We start from the raw sequence: 24,784 nt of genomic DNA, 5'->3' as shown, positions 1-24,784 counted from the left end.
AGGGTTTACTTAGACATACCGACAATCGTCGTGGTGAGCATCCGCGACGATTATTTGCAGGCAGCGGACGTGCTATCGAGCAGTTCGAGCTTTGCAAGCCGGCCGCTGAGAACAAAGTCGCCATAGTCCAGGGTCAGATCGCGCGTGATGCCGTTTTCGTAGAGCTTGAACGACATGCGATAGACAGGCAAAGCGTCGGTCTTGGTATTCTCGTTGAAATACGAGATCGTGACCGGCCAGAAGGCGGCCTTCGCGAAGGCGCCGGCATTGCCCGCATCGGCCTCATCGATCGCCGGTGCCACCTGCTTGCCGACGACGGTGGTCGTCACCAGCGCCTTGTCCCCATCATCCGAGCCGTCAAAGACGCGCGCCTCGAACAGGCGCTTGCCAGCCTTGGCGTTCTGGATCACGTCCAGCATATGTTCGGTCGGGAACCGGCTCGCGGCAAGTTGCAGCTCCTTGCTGGTCGGCTGGGTCAAGGCAACCTTCACGCCTTCAGCCTGGTCCTGCGCGGCTCCGTTGACCTCCTTGTCGAGCTGGTCGTCGGTAAAAGACTTGGTGTCGAACGTGAACCTGCGGTCCTTCAGGTTCTCGAAGGTCTTCGTCTGCTGGTCGCTGACGCGGACGGCATCGCCCGTATCGATCTGCGTCACGAAGCGGAAGTTGGTGGTGAAGCCCGTGCAGTAGTTGCCGTCGAACTCGTAAACCATGCGGCCCGACATGCCCGAAATGCCGGACCGCTCCGAGGCGTCCTTCAATTCCAGATCATAGACCGCCCGGTGAGCGACAAGACCGGTCGCAATTGCGGCACTCGTTGCTGGCGCGGCCGCATAGACGGTCGTCGAAACGCTCGCCAGAAGAAGTGCGGCAAGACTCGATCGGAACATTGACAATCTCCTATTGGACTCGCCTGCAATGTTATAATAACGCTTTCGGCCAAATCGAGGCTCGAAAATGTCACAATCTAGATTCCAAGCCTTGATGCATAGTTTTAGAACTATTGACAATAAAAGCGGAGAGGAAAATGTCCGATCAAATCGCTGCGCGCCTAAAAGAAATGGGGATATCCCTGCCCGAGGCTGCGCCCCCGGCCGCAAACTACGTTCCCTACGTTATCAGCGGGAACCTCCTCTACATCTCCGGGCAGCTGCCTCTGGAGCGCGGCAAGATCGCCGTCTCCGGTCATCTGGGCAAGAATGTCGACGTCGAAGCCGGCCAGCGCGCTGCAGAACTCTGCGCCATCAATATCCTTTCTCAGGCACGCGCTGCTCTCGGCGGCGATCTTGGCCGCATCAAGCGCGTCATCAAGCTCAACGGCTTCGTGGCCTCTACATCAGACTTCGTCGAACAGCACCTCGTCATCAATGGCGCCTCAAACCTGATTGCCGGCGTCCTGGGTGAGGCCGGCAAGCATGCGCGCGCCGCCGTCGGCATGGCCGCCCTGCCGATGAACGCCGCTGTCGAAATCGATGCGATCGTGGAAATTGCCTGATGACCTCAGCTGCATGGCTCAAGGAACAGCCGGTCGCTCATCGCGGCTATCATGACCTCAACAAGGCCGTGTGGGAAAACACGCTCTCTGCGTTCTCGCGCGCGGTCGAAGCAGGCTTTGCGATCGAGTGCGACCTGCATTATGCCTCCGACGGTGTGCCTGTTATCTTCCACGATGAGGATCTGGAGCGCCTGTGCAATCTCAAGGGTGACGTGCGCGAGCGCACGTCACGGGAACTCGGCCTCATCTCCGTTGGCGCAACAGCCGACAAGATACCGACGCTGCGGCAACTGCTGGATCTTGTGAAGGGTCAGGTTCCCTTGGTTATCGAGCTGAAAGGCCGCGAGGCCGATGACGAGGGATTTGCGGAAGCCGTTCTCGAAGTGCTTGAAGGCTATGAGGGCAAGGTCGCCCTGATGAGCTTCGACCACTGGCTGCTTCGCGATCTGAAGGCGCTCAATGCCCCCTATCCGGTGGGGTTGACGGCAGGGGGTAACAAACCGGAAGAGTTCGAAGTGCACGAAAAGGCCATGGAGCTCGGCCTCGACTTCATTTCCTATTTCTTCGCCGACCTGCCGAACCCGTTCATAGCGGCACAACGTGAAAAGGGGATTGTGGTCATCACCTGGACCGTGCGCGATGAAAAGGGACAAAAGCACACGTTTGAGAATGCCGACCAGATGACATTCGAGGGATTCGATCCGCGCGTTTCGGTTTGACGCTCGCTTTTTCGACAAGATCGTGCGCAGACTGGTGATGAGCCCTATTCTCCTCCCAAACGGTCTCGCATTCGCTCCATGACAGACGAACTTTCAATCCGCATCGAGCGGTCTTTCACCGCGATTTCCCAGGAGAGCTGGTCGCGGCTTTCCGGGGCCTCCCCAAAAGGCAGCACGCTCGCCTACAATCCCTTCGTGTCGCATGCTTTCCTGTCCTCGCTGGAAGAGTCGGGATCAGCGACGGCGCAAACCGGCTGGATGGGCAACCATCTGCTATTGGAAACGGACAAGGGCGAGCTTGTCGGCGCCCTACCCGGTTATTTGAAGAACCATAGCCAGGGCGAGTATGTTTTCGACCACGGCTGGGCCGATGCCTTCGAACGAGCGGGCGGACGCTACTATCCGAAGCTGCAATGCTCCATTCCCTTTACCCCTGCGACCGGCCCACGTCTGCTGGTCGCCGAAGGTCTGCAGCGCCTGCCGATCCAGCATGCAATAGCCGAGAGCCTCAAGGAAGTCGTGCGCCGGCTCGGCGTGTCCTCCGCTCACATCACATTCGTGCCCGAGGACGAGATCGGCATCTTCGAGGGCGAGAATTACCTGCACAGGACGGACCAGCAGTTTCATTTCATCAATGAAGGCTATGCCAATCACGAGGAGTTTCTTGAGACGCTGGCATCGCGCAAGCGCAAAGCACTTCGCAGGGAACGCCGCACCGCACTCGAAAACGGCATTAGCATCGATTGGCTGACCGGCAGCGATCTGACCGAACGCATCTGGGACCAGTTCTTCGCCTTTTATATGGATACGGGCGGCCGAAAGTGGGGCCGGCCGTACCTGACGCGCAAGTTCTACTCGCTGATCGGCGAGCGTATGCCGGACAACATACTGCTCGTCATGGCAAAACGCGACGGTCGCTACATTGCCGGCGCGATCAACTTCATCGGCGGCGATACGCTCTATGGCCGCCATTGGGGATGCATCGAGGACCACCCGTACCTGCATTTCGAGGTCTGTTATCATCAGGCGATCGACTTTGCCCTGGAAAAGGGCCTCAAGCGTGTTGAAGCCGGCGCCCAGGGTGAACACAAGCTGGCACGAGGTTATCTGCCGGTGACAACCCACTCCGCGCATTATGTTGCCCATGCGGGGTTGCGCCGGGCGATCGCTGACTATCTCGAGCGGGAGCGCAACGACGTCGAACAGATGAACGAGATCCTGACGGAGCACAGCCCGTTTCGAAAGGGCGAGCGCAGACAGGAGGATTGACGCTTTCGCCCCTGCCGCGCTACGCGATCACAGCAGCAAAGAGGAGATTTCGTATGACCAGCGCCGCCTATGACAGCAACAATATCTTCGCCAAGATCCTGCGCGGCGAAATCCCGTCGCATCGCATCTACGAGGACAACGACACGGTTGCCTTCATGGATGTGATGCCTCAGGCACCGGGCCACGTGCTCGTCGTTCCCAAAGCGACTTCGCGCAACATCCTCGATGCCGATCCGGCGGTTCTTGCGCAGACGATCCCGGTCGTGCAGAAGATCGCCAATGCCGTCAAGGAAGCATTCGATGCAGACGGCGTCCTCGTCTGCCAGTTCAACGAACCGGCGGCCGGCCAGACCATCTTCCACCTGCACTTCCACGTGATCCCGCGCTACGAGGGCATGGCGCTGCGTCCGCATTCGGGGCAGATGGAAGACAATGCGGTGCTCGCGGCCAACGCCGAGAAGATCAAGGCAGAGCTCTGATCAAACCCCGGCAGTGGCCCCGATTCCGGTGCGGCGTTGTCGTTGCGTCCTTCCAAGTTGGCGCAGGGCCGCATCGGCGAGTGCGTAGGCAACGCCGAATACAAGCAAACCGCCAAGAACGTCGGAAAGATTATGCCCGCCCTGTATCAGGATCGCGGGCATCATCAGGACGTTCAAGAGCAGGAACGGTAGGCCGAGTGGCCCGCATCGCATCATGAAGCATGCAGACATAGCCGCCATAACCGTGTGGAACGACGGAAATCCGATCAGTCCCAGCGCGTTCCTTGGCGTCAAATAGGTCGCGCCGTTGCGTCCGAGCTCGACAAGCTGAGCACCGTAGTGCGGACCAACGGCAAGGGGGACGGCCTCAGTCACCGCTGGCGACAGCCCGTAAATCGATGATGCGCCAAACGATGGAAAGAAGAACCAGCAAATGATCGCCATCAGCGCTCCGATCACGCCGGTCATCAGGAAATGATGAAGCAGCCTTGTCCGATCGCCAAGACCCAAGATCAACAGGATGACGACAAGCTGCGGCAATGACGTCGCGTAGATCATCTGCAGCACAATTCCAGCGGACGGATATTGCGAGGCCCACGTCACGAAGTCCGGCCAGTGAAACCCTATCGCTGCGTCAAAGCGAGCAAGAACTGGGTCGATGGGCTGAAACCGCAGCGGCAACAGCAGATAGTTGAAGATCGAGCCGACAATCGTGAAAAGCACGAAGAGACCGGCAGCGATCGCCGTTACCGCAATCCGGTCGTTGCGGCGGACATGCCGATAGAATTGGCCAAGCCCGAGCAGGAAGGCGCCACAGGCGATGAGGCTCGCATATCCGGTAACGTCGATTACAACGCCCTTCAAGAACAACAGCCAAGCATCAAGCAGTGCGAAGGTCGCGATGATCAAAATGATAAAACGTTCAGCCGGTAGAAACGTCATTGCGAGGCTCCTTGCTGGAGCCGATATAAAGCCCGTTCATTTAAGAATCGCCTAAGCGATCGCTTGTAACAGCAAAGAAACAGGCGGCCGTTTGCAGCCGCCTTTCTGGTCGCTTTACTTCTTTGGAACCCGTGGAACCGCACTGCCCTTCTTGGGCGGGCTCTTCACCTCGGATTCGACGACTGCCTTTGCCTTCTTCGCCGCCGTCTTCTTCGGGCGAGCCTTCGTCTTCAGCTCGCCGTCATCCTCATCATCGGCCTCGGGATGCGCGACTTCGGCTTCCGGCTTCGGCTTGATCGGCGCGCTATCCGACACGGCTTCGAGGATGATGCCGGGCTTGCCGTCTTCCTTCGGACCGACCGTGACGTTGACGACGCCGCCCTTCCGCAGCTTGCCGAAGAGGATTTCGTTGGCAAGCGGCTTCTTGATGACGTCCTGGATGACGCGGGCAAGCGGGCGGGCGCCCATCTTGTCGTCGTAACCCTTTTCAGCCAGCCAGGCGATGGCATCCTCGTGCAGGTCGAAGGTGACATTGCGTTCGGAAAGCTGTGCTTCGAGTTGCATGATGAACTTCTGCACGACCTTGTGGATGACTTCCGTCGGGAGCGCAGCGAACGGGATGATCGCGTCGAGACGATTGCGGAACTCGGGCGTGAACAGGCGGGTCAACGCCTCCTCGTCCTCGCCCGTGCGCTTGGACGAACCGAAGCCGATCGCCGCCTTAGCCATCTCCGACGCACCCGCATTGGTCGTCATGATCAGGATGACGTTGCGGAAGTCGATCTTCTTGCCGTTGTGGTCCGTCAGCGTGCCGTGGTCCATCACCTGCAACAGAATGTTATAGATGTCAGGATGGGCCTTCTCGATCTCGTCGAGCAGCACCACGCAATGTGGATGCTGGTCGACGCCATCGGTCAGGAGACCGCCCTGGTCGAAGCCCACGTAGCCGGGAGGTGCACCGAGCAGGCGCGATACCGTATGCCGCTCCATGTATTCCGACATATCGAAGCGCAGGAGTTCGACGCCGAGAGACGACGCCAGTTGCTTCGCAACCTCGGTTTTGCCAACGCCGGTCGGGCCGGAGAAAACGTAGGATCCGATCGGCTTGTTCGGTTCGCGCAAGCCCGCGCGAGCGAGCTTGATCGCGGTCGACAGCGCTTCGATCGCGTTGTCTTGACCGTAAACCACCGAGCGCAATTCCTGCTCCAGATTGGCAAGAACAGCTTCGTCGTCCTTCGACACCGTCTTCGGCGGGATACGCGCCATCGTCGCGACCGTCGCTTCGATCTCCTTCTCGGTGATCAGCTTGCGGCGCTTGGACGGCGGCAGCAGCATCTGCGCAGCACCGGTCTCATCGATGACGTCGATTGCCTTGTCCGGCAGTTTGCGGTCCGAAATGTAGCGGGCCGACAGCTCGACGGCGGTCTTGATCGCTTCGTTCGAATAGCGCAGGTGATGGTACTCTTCGAAGTAGGGCTTCAGACCCTTCATGATCTCGATCGCATCGTCGATCGACGGTTCGTTGACGTCGATTTTCTGGAAGCGGCGAACCAGAGCACGGTCCTTCTCGAAGAACTGGCGGTATTCCTTATAGGTGGTTGAACCGATGCAGCGGATCGCGCCCGAGGACAGAGCCGGCTTCAAGAGGTTGGAGGCATCCATTGCTCCGCCCGACGTCGCACCCGCACCGATGACGGTATGGATCTCGTCGATGAACAGCACAGCACCCGGATATTCTTCCAATTCCTTGACGACCTGCTTCAGACGCTCTTCGAAATCGCCGCGATAGCGCGTGCCGGCCAGCAGCGTGCCCATATCCAGCGAGAATATCGTGGCATCGGCCAATGCTTCCGGCACCTTGCCCTCAACGATTCGCTTGGCAAGGCCTTCGGCAATCGCCGTCTTGCCGACGCCGGGATCGCCGACGTAAAGCGGGTTGTTCTTCGAACGCCGGCACAGGACCTGGATGGTGCGGTTGACCTCAGCCTGACGGCCGATCAGCGGATCGATCTTGCCACCCTTGGCCTTCTCGTTGAGGTTCACGCAGTAAGCCTTCAGAGCGTCCTGCTGCTTCTTAGGACCGCCCTCCTCCTGCTCGCCGCTGCCACGCGCCGTTGGCTTGCTCTCGGATTCGCCGTCATCGGCACCGCGCGGCGGACGCGATTCGGATGCGCCTGGACGTTTGCCGATCCCGTGGGAGATATAGTTGACGGCATCGTAGCGGGTCATCTCCTGCTCCTGCAGGAAGTAAGCAGCATGGCTCTCACGTTCGGCGAAAATGGCAACGAGGACGTTTGCCCCTGTTACCTCCTCGCGACCGGATGACTGCACATGGATCACCGCTCGCTGGATAACGCGCTGGAAGCCGGAGGTCGGCTTGGAGTCCTCGTCATAGCCGGTGACCAAATTGGAGAGTTCGTTATCGACATATTCAACAAGCGTTTTGCGCAGCGCGTCGAGGTCGACATTGCAAGCCCCCATAACCGCGGCCGCATCGGCATCGTCGATCAGGGCGAGCAGCAGATGCTCGAGCGTGGCATATTCATGATGCCGCTCGTTGGCAAAGGTCAGTGCCTGATGGAGCGCCTTCTCAAGACTAGGCGAAAATGTTGGCACGTTCAGATCCTCACTTCTTTTCCATGACGCATTGCAGCGGATGCTGGTGCTGTCGGGCGAAGTCCATCACCTGGCTCACCTTCGTCTCCGCTACCTCGTATGTAAATATTCCACATTCACCGACACCATGGTTGTGGACGTGGAGCATGATGCGGGTGGCACTTTCACGATCCTTCTGAAAAAAACGCTCAAGGATATGAATGACAAATTCCATGGGAGTGTAGTCGTCATTCAAGAGGAGCACGCGGTAGAGATTGGGCTTCTTGGTCTTCGGTTTCGTGCGTGTAATGACCGAGGTTCCGCGATTTCCGTTGTCCCCGTTCCTTTCGCTGTCGTTTTGCATCCGGATCGGCGCTGCGATCATTTTCTTTCATTCCTCGATCGGTCCAGCGGGGCCTGGGAGGAGTGTTTCCCGCCGAATATTCGAAATACTAACTTAGTTCATCCTGGAGCGATTTTAAGCCCCTCGTTTCACACTGCAATCACAATTCGGCCGGTCTTGACGCAAAGACACAGAAACTGGCGATGGGCAGCCGACAGGCATCGTGAAAAAAGAAAAGACCGGCCGCAGATGCGTAGCCGGTCCTCGATTTTCAAGAGCTATGCGGCCTGTGCCGCGTATCTTTACGCCGCGGCTGGCGCGACAACTGCAGCCGCTTTCGTCGCCTTTGCGGTCGCTGCGGCAACAGGCGCTTCATATGGTTTGTAAGCGCTTTTGGCGAGATCGGAATACATTTCGCCGAGCTTGGTGGCTTCGGTCACGAAGCTTTCGTATGCGGTTTTCACATAGTTGCTCTGCAACTCGAACGCAGCTTCGAAGCTGCGCGCCCCCGAGAGGCTTTCAAAATGCGTGACCGTATCCTGGAACGACTTCTTGGAATATTCAACGGCCTCGGCGGCGATCGCCTGGAAACCCTTGGCAGTATCCGAGTAGCTCTTCAGCATCGTATCCATGGCTTCCTTGCTCTTCCGGTTGGCTTCATCGAAGTTCAACATGACCATCATCCTCCTTGGCTTCTGCGGCAGGTGAAGCGTAGCTGCAATGCACAAATAGTCAAGTGTCATTGTGCATCGCAAAACAATCTATGATTGCGTCATCGAGGCCCGCTTTTTGGACGGCGCTTGACGGCGACATTCGATATTTGATTTCGCTAAAATATATCAGAAGCGCCGCAACCAGAAGCTTTGCTAAAAATTCGCCGCGGCGCTACCGCAATGACCGATCAGTCGAGAAGGTCGGCCGGAACCTTTCCGCCGTTTTCGGCAAGGCGCTTCATCAGAGCCTTGTGCAGGAACACGTTCATCGTGGCGGTGTCGTGCGTGTCGCCGGTAAAACCAAGCTCGGCGGCAAGTTCCTTGCGCTCCGCAAGGCTCGCATCCATGCCGACTGCCTTCATCAGATCCACGATCGAGCGGCGCCAATCCAGCTTCTGTCCACTCTTTTTCACCGCCGCGTCCAACAGCGGCACGATGTCGATCGCGGCCGCGGCGGGCGACGCGGCTGACGGTGTCGGCTGTGGTGTGGTTGCCGGCGCAGCGCTTGGCGCTGCTGCGGTCGGCGATGGCGCCGGCGTGGCAGACGGGGCGACCGGAGCGGCGACGGCCTCACCGAAAATCGCGTGCTTGATCTTGTCGAAAATACCCATTTTCGGCATCCCTCCTTTGGCGCTAGAGCACATGCTCAGCGGAGGAGATGGAGCATTCGGCAAAGTGGTCCAGAGAAGGCGGCCCATTTTTCCGCTAAAGATTGCTCTGCGAAAAGAAACAATCGGAGGTTTGCGAGATCAAGGCTTGAGCCGCGTTCCAGCTCGATTGCGCCCGCTGCCCTAACGGCCAGCCGCTCGCGGACGCGAGCCGAGGCAGACGGGCGGCGAAAAGGCACGCCGCCCGTCAATCACGGATCAAAGATCGACGTCGAGGATCGCCATCGAGAAATTATAGGAGCGGTCGCCGTCCTCGTCATCGATATAGACGACGCCCAGAAATTCTTCGCCGAGATAGACTTCCGCGGAATCGTTCTTTCGCGGGCGTGCCTTGACGATCACCTGCGGGTTGAACGTGCGCTTGAAATAGGCGTCGAGCTTCTTGATTTCTTCGGGCTTCACACTGCATCTCCTGAGCGGTCTCGGTTGGCCGCTTTTTGCATGGGAAAGACGGCGCTGTAAAGGCACGGGGACAGACGCATGAATGCTTTCCCCGCCGATATGCTGTTAGGGCAACGAGGCGCTCAGATATCTGCGCCGATCACCTGATCCATTATTCGCGACGGTTCAGAACACCCTGCTTCTCCGACCACCTTGGCAGGCACGCCCGCCACGGTCGTCTTGGGCGGCACCGCCTTTAGCACGACAGAACCAGCGGCAACGCGCGAGCAATAGCCGATCTCGATGTTGCCGAGAATCTTGGCACCGGCGCCGATCAGGACACCGCTGCCGATCTTGGGATGCCGGTCCGAGCCCTCCTTGCCGGTGCCGCCTAGCGTGACGCCGTGCAGGATCGACACGTTATCACCGATGACGGCGGTTTCACCAACGACCAGCCCGGTTGCATGATCGAGGAAGATGCCCCTGCCGATACGCGCTGCGGGATTGATGTCGGTCTGGAAAACGCTCGACGATCTGCTCTGCAGATATAGCGCCAGATCGCGCCGGCCGCGGTTCAGCAGCCAGTGCGCCAGGCGGTGCGTCTGCAGCGCGTGGAATCCCTTGAAATAGAGCACGGCTTCCATGAAGCGCAGGCATGCGGGGTCGCGATCATAAATTGCCTGAATATCGACGCGCAGAATGGCACTCCACTCCGGCCAATCCTCGAGCATCTGATCGAAGGTCTGGCGCAGCAGGATTGCCTGCATGTCCGGATGGTCGAGACGTTCACAGATGCGGTAGATCACGCACTCCTCGAGTGACCGATAGTTGAGCACGGTCGAGTAGAGAAATGCGGCCAGCACCGGATCATTTTCTGCGGCAGCACGCGCTTCCTCGCGCAGGCTGTCCCAGATCGGATCCATCACCTTGAGAGGATTGCCCGTCTCAAGAGAGCGAATATCTGTCTTTGCGACCATGAAAGGTCTCCTCGTATGCCGTAGGATCGGCTCTATATAGGGCAAAAACCTGTTAACATAAATGGGTGGTCTGGGAATCGTTCCTGCGCCGTCCCGAACCGCCGTGACAAGGCCATGTCACTATCCGGCGACGTCGGCGTAGAACTCCAGCACCGCCTTCTTGAAGATCCGGTCTCCGACAGCCAGCATGTGATCGCGACCAGGAATATCGAGCGCCTGTGCATGGGGCATCAGTGCTGCAAGCTCTTGGGCTGAACCCGCAATGTCGTCCTTCGTTCCAACGCCGATCAAGGTTGGAGCGTCGATCTTCGCCATATCGGACCGTGCGACGAGATCGCGCGACCCCTTGATACAGGCAGCGAGCGCCTCGCGGTCGCTTTTCGTCTGATCGGCAAAAGCACGAAACATGCGTCCGCGATCATGAGTGACGTCTTCGAGGGAAGCCGTCAGCAAAGCATCCGCAATTGGATCCCAATCGCCGACACCCTCGGTCATGCCGATCCCAAGACCGCCGAGCACCAGCGAGCGGACGCGGTCGGGATGGGCAAGTGCCGCGAACACGGAAATGCGGGCTCCCATCGAATAGCCCATGATGTTGGCTTCCGGAATTCCCAGGTGATCGAGGAGCGCAACCGCATCGCTCGCCATATGCCAAGGACGATAGGCCTCGGCGTCGCGCGGCTTGTCGCTTGCACCATGTCCCCGGTTATCTATGGCGATGACGCGATAACCCGCATCGCCCAATGTCTTCAGCCAGCCCGGATGAACCCAGTTCACGTTGGCGCTGGAGGCAAATCCGTGGATCAGCACCACCGGCACCCCCGACGGATCACCTTCGTCGAAGAAAGCGAGCTTCAGACCGTCATGCGTGAAGCTGGAAAAGGCGGGCGTATTCAAGTTCATCGGACTGTCCTTTTTTGCCGGACCATATTTTATAGGCCGCCGAACTGAAACCCTCGCAGTTGCAAAAACTGTGCGTCCCGCCTCTCTTTGGCTCTACACATTTGTAGTGAACGACTATAAGGTCCGCGCACGTTACAAAGCATTCGGAGACGAACATGGCCGGCCACAACATTCCCCACTTCCAGAACGACGGCGGACACCGCGTTATCGAAGTCGGCGTGAAGGAGTTCATGTGCACCGGCGCCTCCGTTCCGTTCGATCATCCGCACATCTTCATCGACATGGGCGACGAGAACGAGAAGGTCTGCTCATACTGCTCGACCCTTTACCGCTTCAACGGTGCGCTGAAGGCAAACCAGACCAATCCCGCTGGCTGCGTCTTCCACGTCAAGGCTGCCTGACCCCCAATTCGAGATCGGACAGCCTATGCCGGCTGAACATGCCGCCATTGTCGGCGCGGGCGTAGCGGGCCTTACAGCTGCGCTTGCGCTGGCGAAGCGTGGCATCAGTTCCGACATTTTCGAGCAGGCGCCTGATCTGAACGAGGTCGGGGCCGGTCTGCAGATTTCGCCGAATGCTTCACGCATCCTGGCGGAGCTTGGCATCCTCGAGCGCCTGGCCGAAGCCTGGCTCGAGCCAGAATCCATTCGGCTTATATCCGGAACCACGCTGCGTCAGCTCGCGGCCGTTCCCGCCGGCGGATTTGCACGTGCCCGGTGGGGGGCTCCCTACGGCGTCCTGCATCGCTCCACGCTACAGCGAACATTGCTTGACGCCGTCGCCAAAGAGCCGCTCTGCCAACTGCATCTTGGAGCGCAGATCAAGGGCCGGGTATTGTCGAACCCATCACGCCGAAAGGATCTTCTGGTTGGCGCCGACGGTGTCTGGTCGCAGGTTCGCGATAGCATCGAAGGCAGCCCCTCGCCTCGGTTCTCCGGCAATATCGCCTACCGCTTCACGGTTGGCGCGGCAAACGCGCCCACATGTCTTGAACGCAATAGCGTCTCGGCGTTCCTTGGTCCGTCGGCGCATCTCGTCTGCTATCCGCTCAGGGAAACCGACAGTTTCAACATGGTGGCGATCACGGCCGGCAATGGCGCGCCGCATGCCTGGACCACGCAGCCGACTGAAGCCCAGCGTCGGCAGCTGCTTTCCCGTTTTTCCCGGTGGCACCCCGCCATGACAGAGCTCTTCGGCAAGGCCGAAGACATGACTTTCTGGCCGCTCTACGAAACGACAAACGGCCGCTGGCAGGACGGCCGCGACTGCGTGCTTATCGGCGACGCAGCGCACGCAATGATGCCTTTTGCGGCCCAAGGTGCCGCGATGGCGATCGAGGATGCCTATGAGCTCGCGATGTTCGTTGCGACGCGCCCGGTCGCCGAAGCCCTACAGTTGTTCGAAGCGCGCCGCACCCCGAGGATAGCGCGACTGCGCCAGCGCGGCGCATTCAACCAGTTTGCCTATCACGCCCGCGGACCGATACGCATCGGCCGCGACGTCGTCCTGGCGCTGCGACCGCCGCAAAGTCTCGCGGCGGATCTCGACTGGATTTACGGCTACCGCGCCGGCACCTGATCAGACGGCCTTGGCCGCCGCAAAGCCGCGCTCGATATCGGCCTTGATATCGACGACGTCCTCAAGCCCGATCTGCAGACGGATGACCGGTCCTTCGGCTGGCGCCTTGCAAATGCGGCGATCGTTCAGGTTGACGTGAACGGCGAGGCTTTCGAAACCGCCCCACGACCAACCGAGGCCGAAGATCTGCAGCGCATCGAGGAAGGCGTGCGCCTTCGCCTTGAACTTTTCCGGGGCGTCGACGGCAAGCACGAAGGAGAAGATGCCGCTCGCGCCCTTGAAGTCGCGCTTCCATAATTCGTGCGACGGGAAGCTCGGTAGCGCCGGATGCAGCACCGTGGCAACGTCCTCCCTGCCCTCAAGCCACTTGGCGATCGTGAGCGCGCTTTCATAGTGGCGCTCCAGGCGTACACCCATGGTGCGCAGCCCGCGCAGGATCTGATAGGCGTCGTCGGGCGCGCCACAAATGCCAAGCGTGATGTTCGCTTCTTGAAGCTGCGGCCAGTATTTGGCGTTCGCCGAGACCGTCCCCATCAGGATATCGGAGTGCCCGGACGGATATTTGGTGGCGGCGTGAATGGAGATGTCGGCGCCGAAGTCGAGCGGCTTGAAGTAGACCGGCGTCGCCCAGGTGTTATCCATCGTCACCACCGCACCGTGCTTGTGCGCGATTGCGGCAATCGTCGGAATATCCTGCATTTCGAAGGTATTCGAGCCTGGCGCTTCCGTATGGACGAGCTTGGTGTTCGGCTTAATCAGCACTTCGATACCCGCGCCCACCAGCGGATCGTAGTAATCGACCTCAACGCCGAGGCGCTTCAGCATCGTATCGCAGAAATGCCGGGTCGGCCCATAAACCGAATCGACGATCAAAGCGTGGTCGCCGGCCGAGAGAAATGCCAGGAACGGAACGGTAACCGCAGCGAGGCCCGACGGCACGAGAATCGTTCCAGCCGACCCTTCCAGAGCATCGATCGCCTCACAAAGGGCATCCGTCGTCGGGGTACCGCGCGTCGCGTATGTATACTTCTGTCCACGGGTTTCCATTGCTCGCGCGTTTGGGAAGAGGACCGTGGAGGCATGGACAACGGGCGGGTTGACGAAACCGTGGAATTCGGCCGGGTCGTTGCCGAGGTGGGAAAGGCGCGTGTTGATGCCAGCGTTGTGAAGCGGGCCTTCTCTATCTTTCATGTCGGAAATGCCTTTGGCGGTGGGATGCGAGTGGGCAACCTTTGAACCGCCCGAAACCATCGGTCAACCCCGAAGCAGGACCGGGCAACGCATCCCTGCCATGCAGGTTATTCAGATATATCAGCGATTTTGCGCGATTTTTTTCGGCAAAAGGCCGCCATTTCGATAGCCATCTGCCTCTTTTGCGCGCCGCGAATAGGGAATTGCCGAAATATCACGCAATCTTTCAACGCGACACTTGACCATAGTGACATTTGCGACTGTGATAGCACCACTCGCGCCGGGAGGGTGTCGGGTCATCTGGGAGGTTTGCTTGCTTCGGCGAACGCTCCCACAAAAAGATAAGACAAAGGAAAAGGTTGGGAAAAATGAAGATTAAGCTTCTGTCCGCCACCATCGGCGCAGCAGTTTTCGGACTTGGCGCCTCGGCAGCTTCTGCCACCACGCTCGAAGACGTAAAGGCAAAGGGTTTCGTTCAGTGCGGCGTCAACACCGGCCTCCTCGGCTTCGCGCAGCCTGACGCTTCCGGCAATTGGGCCGGCTTCGACGTCGACTTCTGCAAGGCAGTTGCTTCGGCCGTCTTCGGCGACCCGACCAAGGTAAAATACACGCCGCTGTCGGCCAAGGACCGTTTCCCGGCGCTGAAGTCAGGCGAAATCGACGTCCTGTCGCGTAACACGACGTGGTCAATCAACCGCGACACGGCGCAGGGCTTCAACTTCCGCCCGGTCACGTATTATGACGGCCAGGGCTTCATGGTTCGCAAGAGCCTGAACGTGAAGTCGGCGCTTGAATTGTCCGGCGCGGCCGTTTGCGTTCAATCCGGCACGACGACGGAATTGAACCTCGCCGATTATTTCAAGTCGAACAACCTCCAGTACAATCCGGTCGTCTTCGAAAAGCTTGACGAAGTCAACGCCGCCTACGACGCCGGCCGTTGCGACGTCTATACCACCGACCAGTCCGGCCTCTACTCGCTGCGTCTGACGCTGAAGAACCCCGACGAGCACATGGTCCTTCCGGAGATCATTTCCAAGGAGCCGCTAGGCCCGGCCGTTCGTCAGGGTGACGACCAGTGGTTCGACATCGTGTCGTGGACGGCTTATGCGCTCGTGAACGCCGAAGAGTTTGGCATCACGCAGGCAAACGTCGACGAGATGAAGAACTCGCCAAATCCCGACATCAAACGCTTCCTTGGCACGGAAGCCGATACGAAAATCGGCACCGACATGGGGCTCACCAATGAATGGGCCTACAACATCATCAAGGGCGTCGGCAACTATGGCGAAGTCTTCGAACGCAACGTCGGCCAGGGCAGCCCGCTCAAGATCGAGCGCGGTCTGAACGCGCTGTGGAACAAGGGCGGTATCCAGTACGCCCCGCCGGTCCGTTGATCGACTGACGAAAGTGTGGGGAGGCGGTTTTCCGCCTTCCCATCATAAAGAGAAAAGCCCGAAAACGGGCTCATAGGGGATTAGGCTCGGCATGACGCAAGAGGCTGTGCACACGTCACATGTGCAAAGCACTGGCTGGAGTTTCCAGTCGGTGATCTACGACCCGAGGCTTCGGGGCATTTTCTTCCAAGTCCTGACCGTCGCGGTCATCGTCGGATTCGTGTGGTGGATTGCCCACAACACGGCTGAGAATTTGACCCGCTCCGGTACCGCCTCCGGCTTCGGTTTCCTGAACGGGCGCGCAGGCTTCGACATCGGCCAGTCGCTGATCGGCTATTCCAGCGACGCCACCTATAGCCGCGCGCTGCTGGTTGGCTTTCTCAATACCCTTCTGGTAGCCGTTACCGGCATCATTACGGCAACGATCATCGGTTTCATCGTCGGCATCGGCCGCCTGTCGCATAACTGGCTGATCGCCAAGCTGTGCACGGTGTATGTCGAGGTCTTCCGCAACATCCCGCCCCTGCTCGTCATCTTCTTCTGGTATCAGGGCGTTCTTGCGGTTCTGCCAGGGCCGCGCGATTCGCTGCATCTACCGCTGAACATGTTCCTCAACAATCGCGGACTCGCTTTCCCCAAGCCGATCTTCGCAGAAGGTATGTGGGCGGTTGGCGCGGCATTCCTGGTCGGGATCGTGGCGTCCGCTGTTGTCGCGCGCTGGGCGCACAAGCGTCAGGCAGCCACGGGCAAGCAATTCCATACCATCTGGGTTTCCATCGGTCTGATTGTCGGCCTGCCGATACTCGTATTCCTCCTTTCCGGCCTGCCGATGTCGTTCGACGTACCGGTCGCCGGCAAGTTCAATCTTACCGGCGGCTCCGTCGTCGGACCGGAATTCATGTCGCTGTTCCTAGCGCTGTCCTTCTATACGGCGGCTTTTATTGCCGAAATCGTCCGCGCCGGCATTCGTGGCGTGGCGAAGGGCCAGTCCGAGGCAGCAGGTGCACTTGGCCTGCATCCGGCGAGCGTCACGCGCCTCGTCGTGGTTCCGCAGGCTTTGCGCATCATCATTCCGCCGCTCACCAGCCAGTACCTGAACCTGACCAAGAACTCGTCGCTCGCCATCGCCATCGGCTTTGCCGATCTCGTTGCCGTCGGCGGCACAATCCTCAACCAGACAGGTCAGGCGATCGAAATCGTGTTTATCTGGGCGGTCATCTATCTCACCCTCAGCATTCTCACATCGCTGCTGATGAATTGGTTCAACGCCAAGATGGCTCTGGTGGAGAGATAAGATGCCGACATCCAACCAACCCTTCGTCCGAACCAACTTCCTCGATGCAGAACCTGCACCGCGCAGCGAAAGCGGCCCGCTGGCCTGGATTCGCAAGAACCTGCTGGCGACACCCAAGGACATCGTGCTGACGGTTCTCGCCATTGCCCTCCTCGGTTGGGCGTTGCCGCACATGATCAACTGGCTGTTCATTCAAGCCGTCTGGACCGGAACAGATCGCACGTTCTGCGCAACGGCCGTTCAGGGCGGCACTCAACCCGACGGCTGGAGCGGCGCCTGCTGGGCATTCGTCAATGCGAAGTTCGACCAGTTCGCGTTCGGTCGATATCCCCTCGACGAGCGCTGGCGCCCGACGATCGTCGGGATCTTGTTCGTGCTCCTGCTGGTGCCAATGCTCATACCCAAGGCACCGTTCAAGGGGACCAACGCGATCCTGCTTTTCATCGTCCTGCCGCTTCTTGCCTTCTGGCTGCTTTACGGCGGCTTTGGCCTTGAGATCGTCGACACGCCGCTCTGGGGCGGCCTGATGGTGACGCTGGTGCTTTCGTTCGTCGGCATTGCCGTGTCGCTGCCGTTCGGCATCATCCTGGCGCTTGGTCGCCGCTCAAACATGCCCGTCATCAAGATGGTCTGCGTCGCCTTCATCGAGATCATCCGCGGCATACCGCTGATCACGGTGCTCTTCATGGCGAGCGTGATGCTGCCGCTGTTTCTGCCTACCGGATACACGATCGACAAACTGCTGCGCGCCCTGATCGGTGTTGCGATCTTTGCGTCTGCCTATATGGCCGAGGTCATTCGCGGCGGTCTGCAGGCGATCCCGAAGGGCCAGTTCGAAGGCGCCGACTCACTCGGGCTCGGCTACTGGCAGAAGATGCGCCTCATCATCCTGCCGCAGGCGATCAAGCTGGTCATCCCCGGTATCGTCAACACCTTTATCGGCATGTTCAAGGACACGTCGCTGGTATCGATCATCGGCATGTTCGATCTGCTTGGCATTGTCCGGTTCAACTTTACCGACGCCAACTGGGCAAGCGCAGTGACGCCCTTGACAGGGCTGATTTTCGCAGGCTTCGTTTTTTGGCTGTTCTGCTTCGGCATGTCGCGATATTCAGGCTTCATGGAACGCTATCTCGATACCGGCCACAAACGATAAAAGATTAAGGGAACGAACGCATGGCTGAGGCTCAACCAAAGAAGATGACCGTTTCGGCAACCGATGTTGCCGTCGACATCATCGGCATGAACAAGTGGTACGGCGATTTTCACGTGCTGCGCGACATTAATCTGAAGGTGATGCGTGGCGAACGCATCGTCATTGCCGGCCCCTCGGGCTCCGGCAAGTCGACAATGATCCGCTGCATCAACCGTTTGGAGGAACACCAGAAGGGCCAGATCATCGTCGATGGCGTCGAACTCACCAACGACCTAAAGAAGATCGATGAAGTGCGCCGCGAAGTCGGTATGGTCTTCCAGCACTTCAACCTCTTCCCGCATTTGACCATTCTGGAAAACTGCACGCTGGCACCGATCTGGGTGCGCAAGATGCCCAAGAAGCAGGCGGAAGAGATCGCCATGCACTTCCTGAAGCGCGTCAAGATCCCGGAGCAGGCCCATAAGTATCCGGGCCAGCTCTCGGGCGGTCAGCAGCAGCGCGTGGCGATCGCCCGTTCGCTCTGCATGAACCCGAAGATCATGCTTTTCGACGAGCCGACCTCGGCGCTCGACCCCGAAATGATCAAGGAAGTCCTGGAGACCATGGTCGGACTGGCCGAGGAAGGCATGACCATGCTCTGCGTGACGCACGAAATGGGTTTTGCGCGTCAGGTCGCCAACCGCGTCATCTTCATGGACCAAGGCCAGATCGTCGAACAGAATTCGCCGGCCGAATTCTTCGACAATCCGCAGCACGAGCGCACCAAGCTCTTCCTCAGCCAGATTTTGCACTAGGTCGATTGGAGCACCGAATTCAAAGGCCGTCGGACTTTCCGGCGGCCTTCTTGTTTAGAGCATTTCTGGCGGACAAGTTTGAGCACATAGCCGCCGTGTCGCGTCAAACAAAAGGCCGCAATAGCGGGCCTTTGGAGATGCGCAACGGTCAATCAGCTCTTCAGCTTGGCATTGCAGAGGCTATAAAAGCCGCCACCCTTCTGAATCCATTTCAGGCCATTGAGCGTGTTGGCGTCCTTGTTCTGATGGTAGGAGTCGACGCAAGTGTGCATCCGGCCCTTGCCGGGTGTTTCCTTCGCATACTTCGGTGCAATGGCTGTCGGGAACGAAACGCCCTTGGGCGCCGTCATCGTCGGCTTTGCCGGCTCTTCGCCGCTATTGAGCGTAACATCCGGCTCGGCCGTCGCATCCGGGCCGCATTGCGCCTTGCGGAAGTCATTCCACTTCATGTCCTTCGCAGAGCCGTCAGCCTGCGCCGACTTATACTTCGCGCTGCATTCCTTCATGCTCAGTGCCGAGGACGGCGTTGCAAACGCCAGCGCCCCGAGCAGGGAAACGGATGCAAGAATAGTCAAATGCTTGATCATGATCTTTCCTCCAAGCCTCCAGGGCGATCGAACTATCAATCCGACCCATTTTCTTGTCAACGCGACAATTGGCGCAACCAACACGTTAAATATGCCCATTGATCGCCCTGCATTTGCAAACGGAAAATGTATCACCGCAATGCCATCCTGTCGCCTTCGCGGCAAACGATGACGGTGATATAGTCCACCGGGGGTAGTCCTTTCCTGCATTCTCGATGGAGGAAGACATGCGCGAACCTGACATGCAGAAAGTGGATGCACTCGTCGGTCGGTTGATCGGTGACGTAGGCGCGGCCGTATCCGGAGCGCTGGTGGTGCTTGGCGATGACCTCGGCCTGTTCAAGGCCTTGGCCGACGGCAAGCCACGCAACTCGTCTGCTGTATCGAAGGAAACCGGCATAAAGGAGCGGTACATCAGGGAGTGGCTGTCCGCACTCGCGGCCGCCGACTACCTCAGCTATGACGAGAAAACCGATCGCTTTCACCTGACGCCGGAGCAGGCAATGGTTTTTGCCGAGGAGGACAGCCCTGCCTTCTTCGCCGGCGCTTTTCAGGTCGTGCAGGCCTTGTGGATGGACGAACCCAAGGTGGCCGACGCCTTCCGTACCGGGAAGGGCGTGGGATGGCACGAGCATAGCACTTGTCTGTTCCGGGGTACGGAGCGCTTCTTCCGGACTGGTTACAACAACAATCTCGTTGCCGACTGGATTCCGGCACTGCAGGGCGTCGAAGCCCGCCTGAAAGCCGGCGCGAAAGTCGCCGATGTCGGCTGTGGCCACGGCGCTTCGACGATCTTGATGGCCCAAGCATACCCAGCTTCGAAGTTCTTCGGCTTCGACTATCACGCGCCGTCGATCGAGCGGGCAAAGGCCGCGGCCAAGGAGGCCGGTGTTTCCGACCGCGTCACGTTCCAACAGGCTCCGGCGGCTGGCTTCCCTGAAGGCAGTTACGACCTCATCGCCATGTTCGACTGCCTCCACGACATGGGAGATCCGGTCGGCGCCGGCAAGCATGTGAAGGAATCGCTTTCGGCTGACGGTACCTGGCTGATCGTCGAGCCCTTCGCTCATGACTGCCTGAAGGACAACCTCAATCCTGTCGGCCGTGTCTACTACGGCGCATCGACGATGATCTGCACACCGGCCTCGCTCTCTCAGGAGGTCGGGCTGGCGCTCGGCGCGCAAGCCGGCGAGACCAAGCTGAGGAAAGTCGCCCTCGATGCCGGCTTCAAGCATTTCCGCCGTGCCACCGAAACGCCTTTCAACATGGTCTTCGAGGTGCGCGCCTGAGGAAAATTGCAACATTGGCGACGTGGCAGGCTCCGGCCGGCCACGTCCGCTGAAACTTTCCACATGGCCGCAAACAGCCTGTGGAACTAGAAATAACATAGTGATATCAAAACGATAATCGTAGCGTATCGAGCACCATAAGCGCGAAGCAAAGAAAAAATCGCGCCATTGTGATTTTTTCTTGTTTTGCCGCTTGCGGGATTCAAAGTGCCTGACTATAAGGGCGCCACCACGAAGGAAGCGCCCTTCGTCTATCGGTTAGGACACCAGATTTTCATTCTGGGAAGAGGGGTTCGACTCCCCTAGGGCGTGCCACTTTTCTCATAAAGATCAGCATCATAAGCTGTCCCCATCTAGTGGGCTGGGCCGAAGTGTATCGTTCACGTTGTGCCCTTCATATCGTGGGATACCGGCGCCTCGCTCCAATTTTCTTTCGCACTGGACATTGCCGCTTCCTCCGCGGCCGCGAACACCAGCCTCGCTCCAACTCTGCCCCATAGATAGTTACAGCAAGATCTTTGCCGGCAAGCGAGCCGTGCAGATATCGCCATCGCGGAGGCGATCTTGGTGGAAGTCATGATGCTCGCTGGGGTGCGGTTCCCCATGGAGAAGAGGCGGCACCTTCTAGGCCGTCCCGCGGGCGCACGCCTTACTCTGAAATCATGATCCGCACAATTTCGGGCGCGCCCGCGCCCTTCGACCAATACCCATGAAGGCGACAGGCCCCTGCCCCGGAGACAATTCAATTGAGCGGCATCAAACTCAGCATATGTATCCCGACCTACAATCGGGAGGCCTATCTCCGCAACGCACTCGAGCATTGCGAAACCTATGACTTCGACTTCTCATACGAGATCGTGATCTCGGACAATGCCTCGACCGACAATACAGCGCAGGTGATCGAAGAGTTCGTCGCCAAGGGCCTTCCCATTCGCTTTCACCGCCGTGCGGTCAACGGCGGGCCATACAAGAATATCGCGAGCACGTTTCGCCACGCCGTTGGCGAGTATTCGATCTATCTTGCCGACGACGACTTCCTGATACCAGAGGGCGTTAAGGCGGCCGTCGCGTATCTCGATGCCAATTCGGACGTATCGGCGTGCCACGCTTCCTGGTATCTCTATGACGAGATCGCCGACCGCGACCTCACGACGTTCTATAAGGTCGATGAGGATATCAAGTTCGGCCGACACGATTTTGTCGAAGTGTTTCAGTTCATCTTTGAACGGCACATCTTCCCGGAAATCGCAATCTACAGATCGTCGGCGCTTCGATCCGTGTGGGTTCCGCGCGATTTTTGCTTCTGCTTCTTTGCCTACCTCGCGCACGTTCTCGATCAAGGCGCAGTGGCCTTCCTCAAGCAGCCCTTCTACCGCTCTGTCGTCACCTCGAAGCTGGCGCCCAACCGTTCGCAGACCGGCAACGAAGAGGTCATGGTCGCGTGGGACAAATATCGCGGCGGGCTTGAGTACTTCCTCTATATGGCCGCCAAGCGCGGAAAGCTCAACACAGGGCCGGAATCGCGGGCAATCTACGAAGAAATGTGCAAGGTCTTCACCCTCAACCGAATGGCGGTGGCGGTGCGCTTCTGGGCCGTTCGCAAGGATTTCATCAAGGCCTATGAACTCTACACGCGCATGGCACTTGGCGGCATGGGCAATCACCCCGACGTGGCAGCACTGCGCGAATCCTTCCCGATGCTGGTAGCCATGCAAACCCTCGCCTACCAGGTGAGTGCAACGGCAGGCGTTGACCGGCTCGTCCTCAGCGGAATGGCCGATCCGGCGTTGATCACCGAACTCCTTCGCGACGTCGGTCTAGCGCCAGAAATCGAAGTCACCGCAGACCTAGACGATAGCGTGTCAGCAGACGTCGAAAGCACGATAATCTTCGCGGCGGATATGGCTCGCCGCGAGAAGTTCCTCGAGCTCGGCTACAAGCCCAACATGATCTTCATCGAAAGCGACTTGACGCAGCACATTCTCATCTGACGCGATGATCGCCGCGCCAGGGACCGGAAGTCGCGTCTATGGCACGGCAGCCGCCTAACGAAACGCTGCGCTGTACATCCACCGAGCTCAGCGGACCGGCGCAGCGTCCTGAACGCGCAACTGGATGCGTCGGGAGCCTTGATAGTGGTCCGCGCCGAGCGAGCCTGCAACGTGCAGGCTGGCGCCCCTGGAATTCAGGAGCAGGCTGCCGAGCAGCGTATCGGCGGCCCGAAAAGCGATCCCGTCGAGGCGGGCGCCGTCCATGGCTTCGAGCGTCACCTTCACGTGCTTGTCGCCAACCAGACGGGAATCGCGAAGTCGATGAGCGGGAATCGCGAAGAGCGGCTGAGAATGGCCAGAACCGTAAGGCCCGGCGGTCTCCAGGCGATCGATCAGATCGATCGTTGCACCGCTGGCAGCAATCGCACCGTCGATTTTCAGCGTTTCGTTGGCCACGAGCGCCGCTACCGTCTTTTCGGCACGCTCGGTGAAGAAACTGCGCAGGTGGCCGAGCTTGTCGCGCTCGACAGTGAGGCCGGCGGCCATCGCGTGGCCACCGCCCTTGACCAGCAAGCCATCATCGACTGCCGCGCGCACCATCTTGCCCATGTCAAAGCCGTTGATCGAGCGGCCCGAGCCGGTGCCCTTGCCGGATGGATCGAAAGCAATTGCGAAGGCTGGACGCTTGAATTTTTCCTTGAGGCGGGCGGCAATCAGGCCGACGATGCCTGGGTGCCACTTTTCGTGCGCAGTGACGATGACCGAGGCCCCCTCGCCATCCCCGTATTCCGCCAGCGCCTCGGCCTCCGCCTCCTGCAGCATTGCCGCTTCCATCGCCTGCCTGTCGCGGTTGAGCTCATCCAGTTGCTGGGCGATAGCCTCGGCCTCGCCCGTATCGTCCAGGGTGAGCAGGCGACTGCCGAGCGCCGCATCGCCAATGCGTCCACCCGCATTGATGCGCGGGCCAATCAGGAAGCCAAAGTGATAGGGTGTCACCGGGCCGGCAAGGCCGGCCTTGCGAAACAGAGCGGACAGGCCGGCATTGCCCTGATGGCGGGCGGCGATCAGCCCCTTGACGACATAGGCACGGTTCAGGCCCTTCAGAGGGACAACGTCGCAAACGGTCGCAAGCGCGACAATATCAAGCCATTGCAGCAGGTCGATCGATCGCGCGCGTGGATCCCCAGCCTCTCGCAGCAAGCGCAATGTCGCGACGAGTACGAGGAATACGACGCCCGCGGCGCAGAGATGTCCCTGGCCGGAGAGATCGTCCTCGCGGTTCGGATTGACCAGCGCATGGCAGGGCGGCAAATCATGTGTCACCTGGTGATGATCAATCACGACGACGTCGGTGTTGCGCCTGGCAGCCTCAGCCAGCGCATCATGGCTGGTAGACCCGCAATCAACGGTGACGATCAGCCGTGCACCGTTGTCGATCAGGCTGCCGATTGCGGCGGGGTTGGGGCCGTAGCCCTCGAAAATGCGGTCCGGAATGTAGATCTCGGCCTTGGCGCCAAAGTGCTTGAGAAAGCGGAACATCAGCGCCGAGGAGGAGGCGCCGTCGACGTCGTAGTCACCGAAAATCGCGACCTGCTGCTGACCGCGAATGGCTTGCGCGAGCCGCTTGGCCGCCTTCTCACAATCCGTCAGCTTATAGGGGTCGGGCATCAAGCCGCGAAGCGTCGGATCAAGAAACTCCAGCGCCTCATCGACGGTGACACCACGTCCAGCAAGAACGCGCGCAATGAGTTCAGGCATTCCGTGCATCTGGGACATGGCGAGTGCCCGGTTCTGACCGGCTTGATCCAGTCGCGCTATCCAGCGCTTGTCCAGTACGGATTTCTCCACGCCCAGAAATGCGCGTTGCACCGGATCGGCCGGAATCTCCATATCGCCTGCTGCCCTCATCGCTTGTCACCACCCCGGGACCGGAGTGATATCGGCAGCTTTATGCGCCTTCGCGCGGTCGCACAACGGTTTTGGACGAGGCGGGCGACGTTAGCTGTGGACGCACGCGGCAAGTCTGCCG

Annotated in this window: 24 protein-coding genes and 1 tRNA gene; 13 read left to right on the top strand and 12 right to left on the bottom strand. The window is 59.3% G+C overall.

All coding sequences use genetic code 11. The features are described 5' to 3' along the window. Positions 1-50: 50 nt before the first annotated feature. Complete coding sequence (locus ACSQ9D_RS06820) at positions 51-887, bottom strand: cell envelope integrity EipB family protein (protein WP_436281618.1); 837 nt, start codon at positions 885-887, stop codon at positions 51-53. A 137-nt stretch (positions 888-1,024) separates the two neighbouring features. Between ACSQ9D_RS06820 and ACSQ9D_RS06815 the strand changes: the two genes are divergently transcribed. From ACSQ9D_RS06815 to ACSQ9D_RS06800, 4 genes are all read left to right on the top strand, one after another. After that, on the top strand, positions 1,025-1,492 hold the full coding sequence (locus ACSQ9D_RS06815) for a RidA family protein (protein ID WP_436281617.1): 468 nt from the start codon (positions 1,025-1,027) through the stop codon (positions 1,490-1,492). Continuing rightward, complete coding sequence (locus tag ACSQ9D_RS06810) at positions 1,492-2,211, top strand: glycerophosphodiester phosphodiesterase (protein ID WP_436281616.1); 720 nt, start codon at positions 1,492-1,494, stop codon at positions 2,209-2,211. Before ACSQ9D_RS06815 ends, ACSQ9D_RS06810 begins: the two co-directional genes overlap by 1 nt. Positions 2,212-2,289: 78 nt before the next feature. Next, positions 2,290-3,480, top strand: a complete 1,191-nt coding sequence (locus tag ACSQ9D_RS06805; RefSeq protein ID WP_436281615.1) for a GNAT family N-acetyltransferase — start codon at positions 2,290-2,292, stop codon at positions 3,478-3,480. 53 nt (positions 3,481-3,533) lie between these two features. Continuing rightward, on the top strand, positions 3,534-3,959 hold the full coding sequence (locus ACSQ9D_RS06800; RefSeq protein WP_436281614.1) for an HIT family protein: 426 nt from the start codon (positions 3,534-3,536) through the stop codon (positions 3,957-3,959). Here ACSQ9D_RS06800 and ACSQ9D_RS06795 read toward each other — a convergent pair whose 3' ends face one another. From ACSQ9D_RS06795 to ACSQ9D_RS06760, 8 genes are all read right to left on the bottom strand, one after another. Beyond that, on the bottom strand, positions 3,960-4,901 hold the full coding sequence (locus ACSQ9D_RS06795; protein WP_436281613.1) for a phosphatase PAP2 family protein: 942 nt from the start codon (positions 4,899-4,901) through the stop codon (positions 3,960-3,962). A 114-nt stretch (positions 4,902-5,015) separates the two neighbouring features. Next, positions 5,016-7,517: an ATP-dependent Clp protease ATP-binding subunit ClpA gene (gene clpA, locus ACSQ9D_RS06790; protein WP_436281612.1), complete on the bottom strand. Its 2,502-nt coding sequence runs from the start codon at positions 7,515-7,517 to the stop codon at positions 5,016-5,018. A gap of 10 nt (positions 7,518-7,527) precedes the next feature. Continuing rightward, on the bottom strand, positions 7,528-7,881 hold the full coding sequence (gene clpS, locus ACSQ9D_RS06785; protein ID WP_007790346.1) for an ATP-dependent Clp protease adapter ClpS: 354 nt from the start codon (positions 7,879-7,881) through the stop codon (positions 7,528-7,530). 260 nt (positions 7,882-8,141) lie between these two features. Then, on the bottom strand, positions 8,142-8,513 hold the full coding sequence (locus tag ACSQ9D_RS06780) for a phasin family protein (protein WP_436281611.1): 372 nt from the start codon (positions 8,511-8,513) through the stop codon (positions 8,142-8,144). Positions 8,514-8,740: 227 nt separating this feature from the next. Beyond that, positions 8,741-9,163, bottom strand: a complete 423-nt coding sequence (locus ACSQ9D_RS06775) for a DUF3597 domain-containing protein (protein ID WP_436281610.1) — start codon at positions 9,161-9,163, stop codon at positions 8,741-8,743. 255 nt (positions 9,164-9,418) lie between these two features. After that, entirely contained in the window at positions 9,419-9,622 is a 204-nt protein-coding gene (locus tag ACSQ9D_RS06770; protein ID WP_007532353.1) for a DUF3126 family protein, read from the bottom strand. A gap of 122 nt (positions 9,623-9,744) precedes the next feature. Next, the gene (gene cysE / locus ACSQ9D_RS06765) at positions 9,745-10,578 is read right to left on the bottom strand and encodes a serine O-acetyltransferase (protein WP_037069840.1); all 834 of its coding nucleotides are present in this window, start codon (positions 10,576-10,578) and stop codon (positions 9,745-9,747) included. Positions 10,579-10,698: 120 nt separating this feature from the next. After that, on the bottom strand, positions 10,699-11,481 hold the full coding sequence (locus ACSQ9D_RS06760) for an alpha/beta fold hydrolase (RefSeq protein ID WP_436281609.1): 783 nt from the start codon (positions 11,479-11,481) through the stop codon (positions 10,699-10,701). A 155-nt stretch (positions 11,482-11,636) separates the two neighbouring features. On the opposite strand from ACSQ9D_RS06760, the gene ACSQ9D_RS06755 reads away from it, so the two are divergent. Then, positions 11,637-11,882 (top strand): zinc-finger domain-containing protein, encoded by a 246-nt coding sequence (locus ACSQ9D_RS06755; protein WP_007790335.1) that lies wholly within the window; start codon positions 11,637-11,639, stop codon positions 11,880-11,882. 25 nt (positions 11,883-11,907) lie between these two features. Beyond that, positions 11,908-13,059, top strand: coding sequence for an FAD-dependent monooxygenase (locus tag ACSQ9D_RS06750; RefSeq protein WP_436281608.1), 1,152 nt, complete (start codon positions 11,908-11,910; stop codon positions 13,057-13,059). Here ACSQ9D_RS06750 and ACSQ9D_RS06745 read toward each other — a convergent pair whose 3' ends face one another. Beyond that, complete coding sequence (locus ACSQ9D_RS06745) at positions 13,060-14,250, bottom strand: cystathionine beta-lyase (RefSeq protein WP_436281607.1); 1,191 nt, start codon at positions 14,248-14,250, stop codon at positions 13,060-13,062. It abuts the gene before it with no gap. Between the two features lie 368 nt (positions 14,251-14,618). Here ACSQ9D_RS06745 and ACSQ9D_RS06740 point away from each other — a divergent pair, with 368 nt between their 5' ends. The 4 genes from ACSQ9D_RS06740 (at position 14,619) to ACSQ9D_RS06725 (ending at position 18,888) form a co-directional block, all read left to right on the top strand. Then, entirely contained in the window at positions 14,619-15,644 is a 1,026-nt protein-coding gene (locus ACSQ9D_RS06740) for an amino acid ABC transporter substrate-binding protein (RefSeq protein WP_436281606.1), read from the top strand. Positions 15,645-15,735: 91 nt separating this feature from the next. Further along, a complete protein-coding gene (locus ACSQ9D_RS06735) occupies positions 15,736-16,938 on the top strand; it encodes an amino acid ABC transporter permease (RefSeq protein ID WP_436281605.1) in 1,203 nt (400 codons plus the stop codon). Between the two features lies 1 nt (position 16,939). After that, entirely contained in the window at positions 16,940-18,094 is a 1,155-nt protein-coding gene (locus tag ACSQ9D_RS06730) for an amino acid ABC transporter permease (RefSeq protein ID WP_436281604.1), read from the top strand. Positions 18,095-18,114: 20 nt separating this feature from the next. Beyond that, positions 18,115-18,888, top strand: a complete 774-nt coding sequence (locus ACSQ9D_RS06725; RefSeq protein WP_037117767.1) for an amino acid ABC transporter ATP-binding protein — start codon at positions 18,115-18,117, stop codon at positions 18,886-18,888. A 152-nt stretch (positions 18,889-19,040) separates the two neighbouring features. Here ACSQ9D_RS06725 and ACSQ9D_RS06720 read toward each other — a convergent pair whose 3' ends face one another. After that, positions 19,041-19,475, bottom strand: a complete 435-nt coding sequence (locus ACSQ9D_RS06720; protein WP_037117765.1) for a hypothetical protein — start codon at positions 19,473-19,475, stop codon at positions 19,041-19,043. Positions 19,476-19,702: 227 nt separating this feature from the next. On the opposite strand from ACSQ9D_RS06720, the gene ACSQ9D_RS06715 reads away from it, so the two are divergent. The 3 genes from ACSQ9D_RS06715 to ACSQ9D_RS06705 all read left to right on the top strand — a co-directional run bounded on the left by ACSQ9D_RS06715 (position 19,703) and on the right by ACSQ9D_RS06705 (position 22,755). Further along, positions 19,703-20,764: a class I SAM-dependent methyltransferase gene (locus tag ACSQ9D_RS06715; RefSeq protein ID WP_436281603.1), complete on the top strand. Its 1,062-nt coding sequence runs from the start codon at positions 19,703-19,705 to the stop codon at positions 20,762-20,764. Between the two features lie 240 nt (positions 20,765-21,004). After that, positions 21,005-21,079: transfer RNA gene (locus tag ACSQ9D_RS06710), tRNA-Glu, on the top strand. A gap of 431 nt (positions 21,080-21,510) precedes the next feature. Further along, entirely contained in the window at positions 21,511-22,755 is a 1,245-nt protein-coding gene (locus ACSQ9D_RS06705; protein WP_436281602.1) for a glycosyltransferase family 2 protein, read from the top strand. Between the two features lie 87 nt (positions 22,756-22,842). Here ACSQ9D_RS06705 and recJ read toward each other — a convergent pair whose 3' ends face one another. After that, positions 22,843-24,645: a single-stranded-DNA-specific exonuclease RecJ gene (recJ, locus tag ACSQ9D_RS06700; protein ID WP_436283779.1), complete on the bottom strand. Its 1,803-nt coding sequence runs from the start codon at positions 24,643-24,645 to the stop codon at positions 22,843-22,845. Between the last annotated feature and the right edge of the window lie 139 nt (positions 24,646-24,784).

The organism is Rhizobium sp. LjRoot258 (genome assembly GCF_964254185.1).
Taxonomy (GTDB): Bacteria; Pseudomonadota; Alphaproteobacteria; order Rhizobiales; family Rhizobiaceae; genus Rhizobium.
The sequence above is the reverse complement of the archived record's forward strand: the minus strand, read 5'-3'. Positions and strand labels throughout refer to the sequence as shown.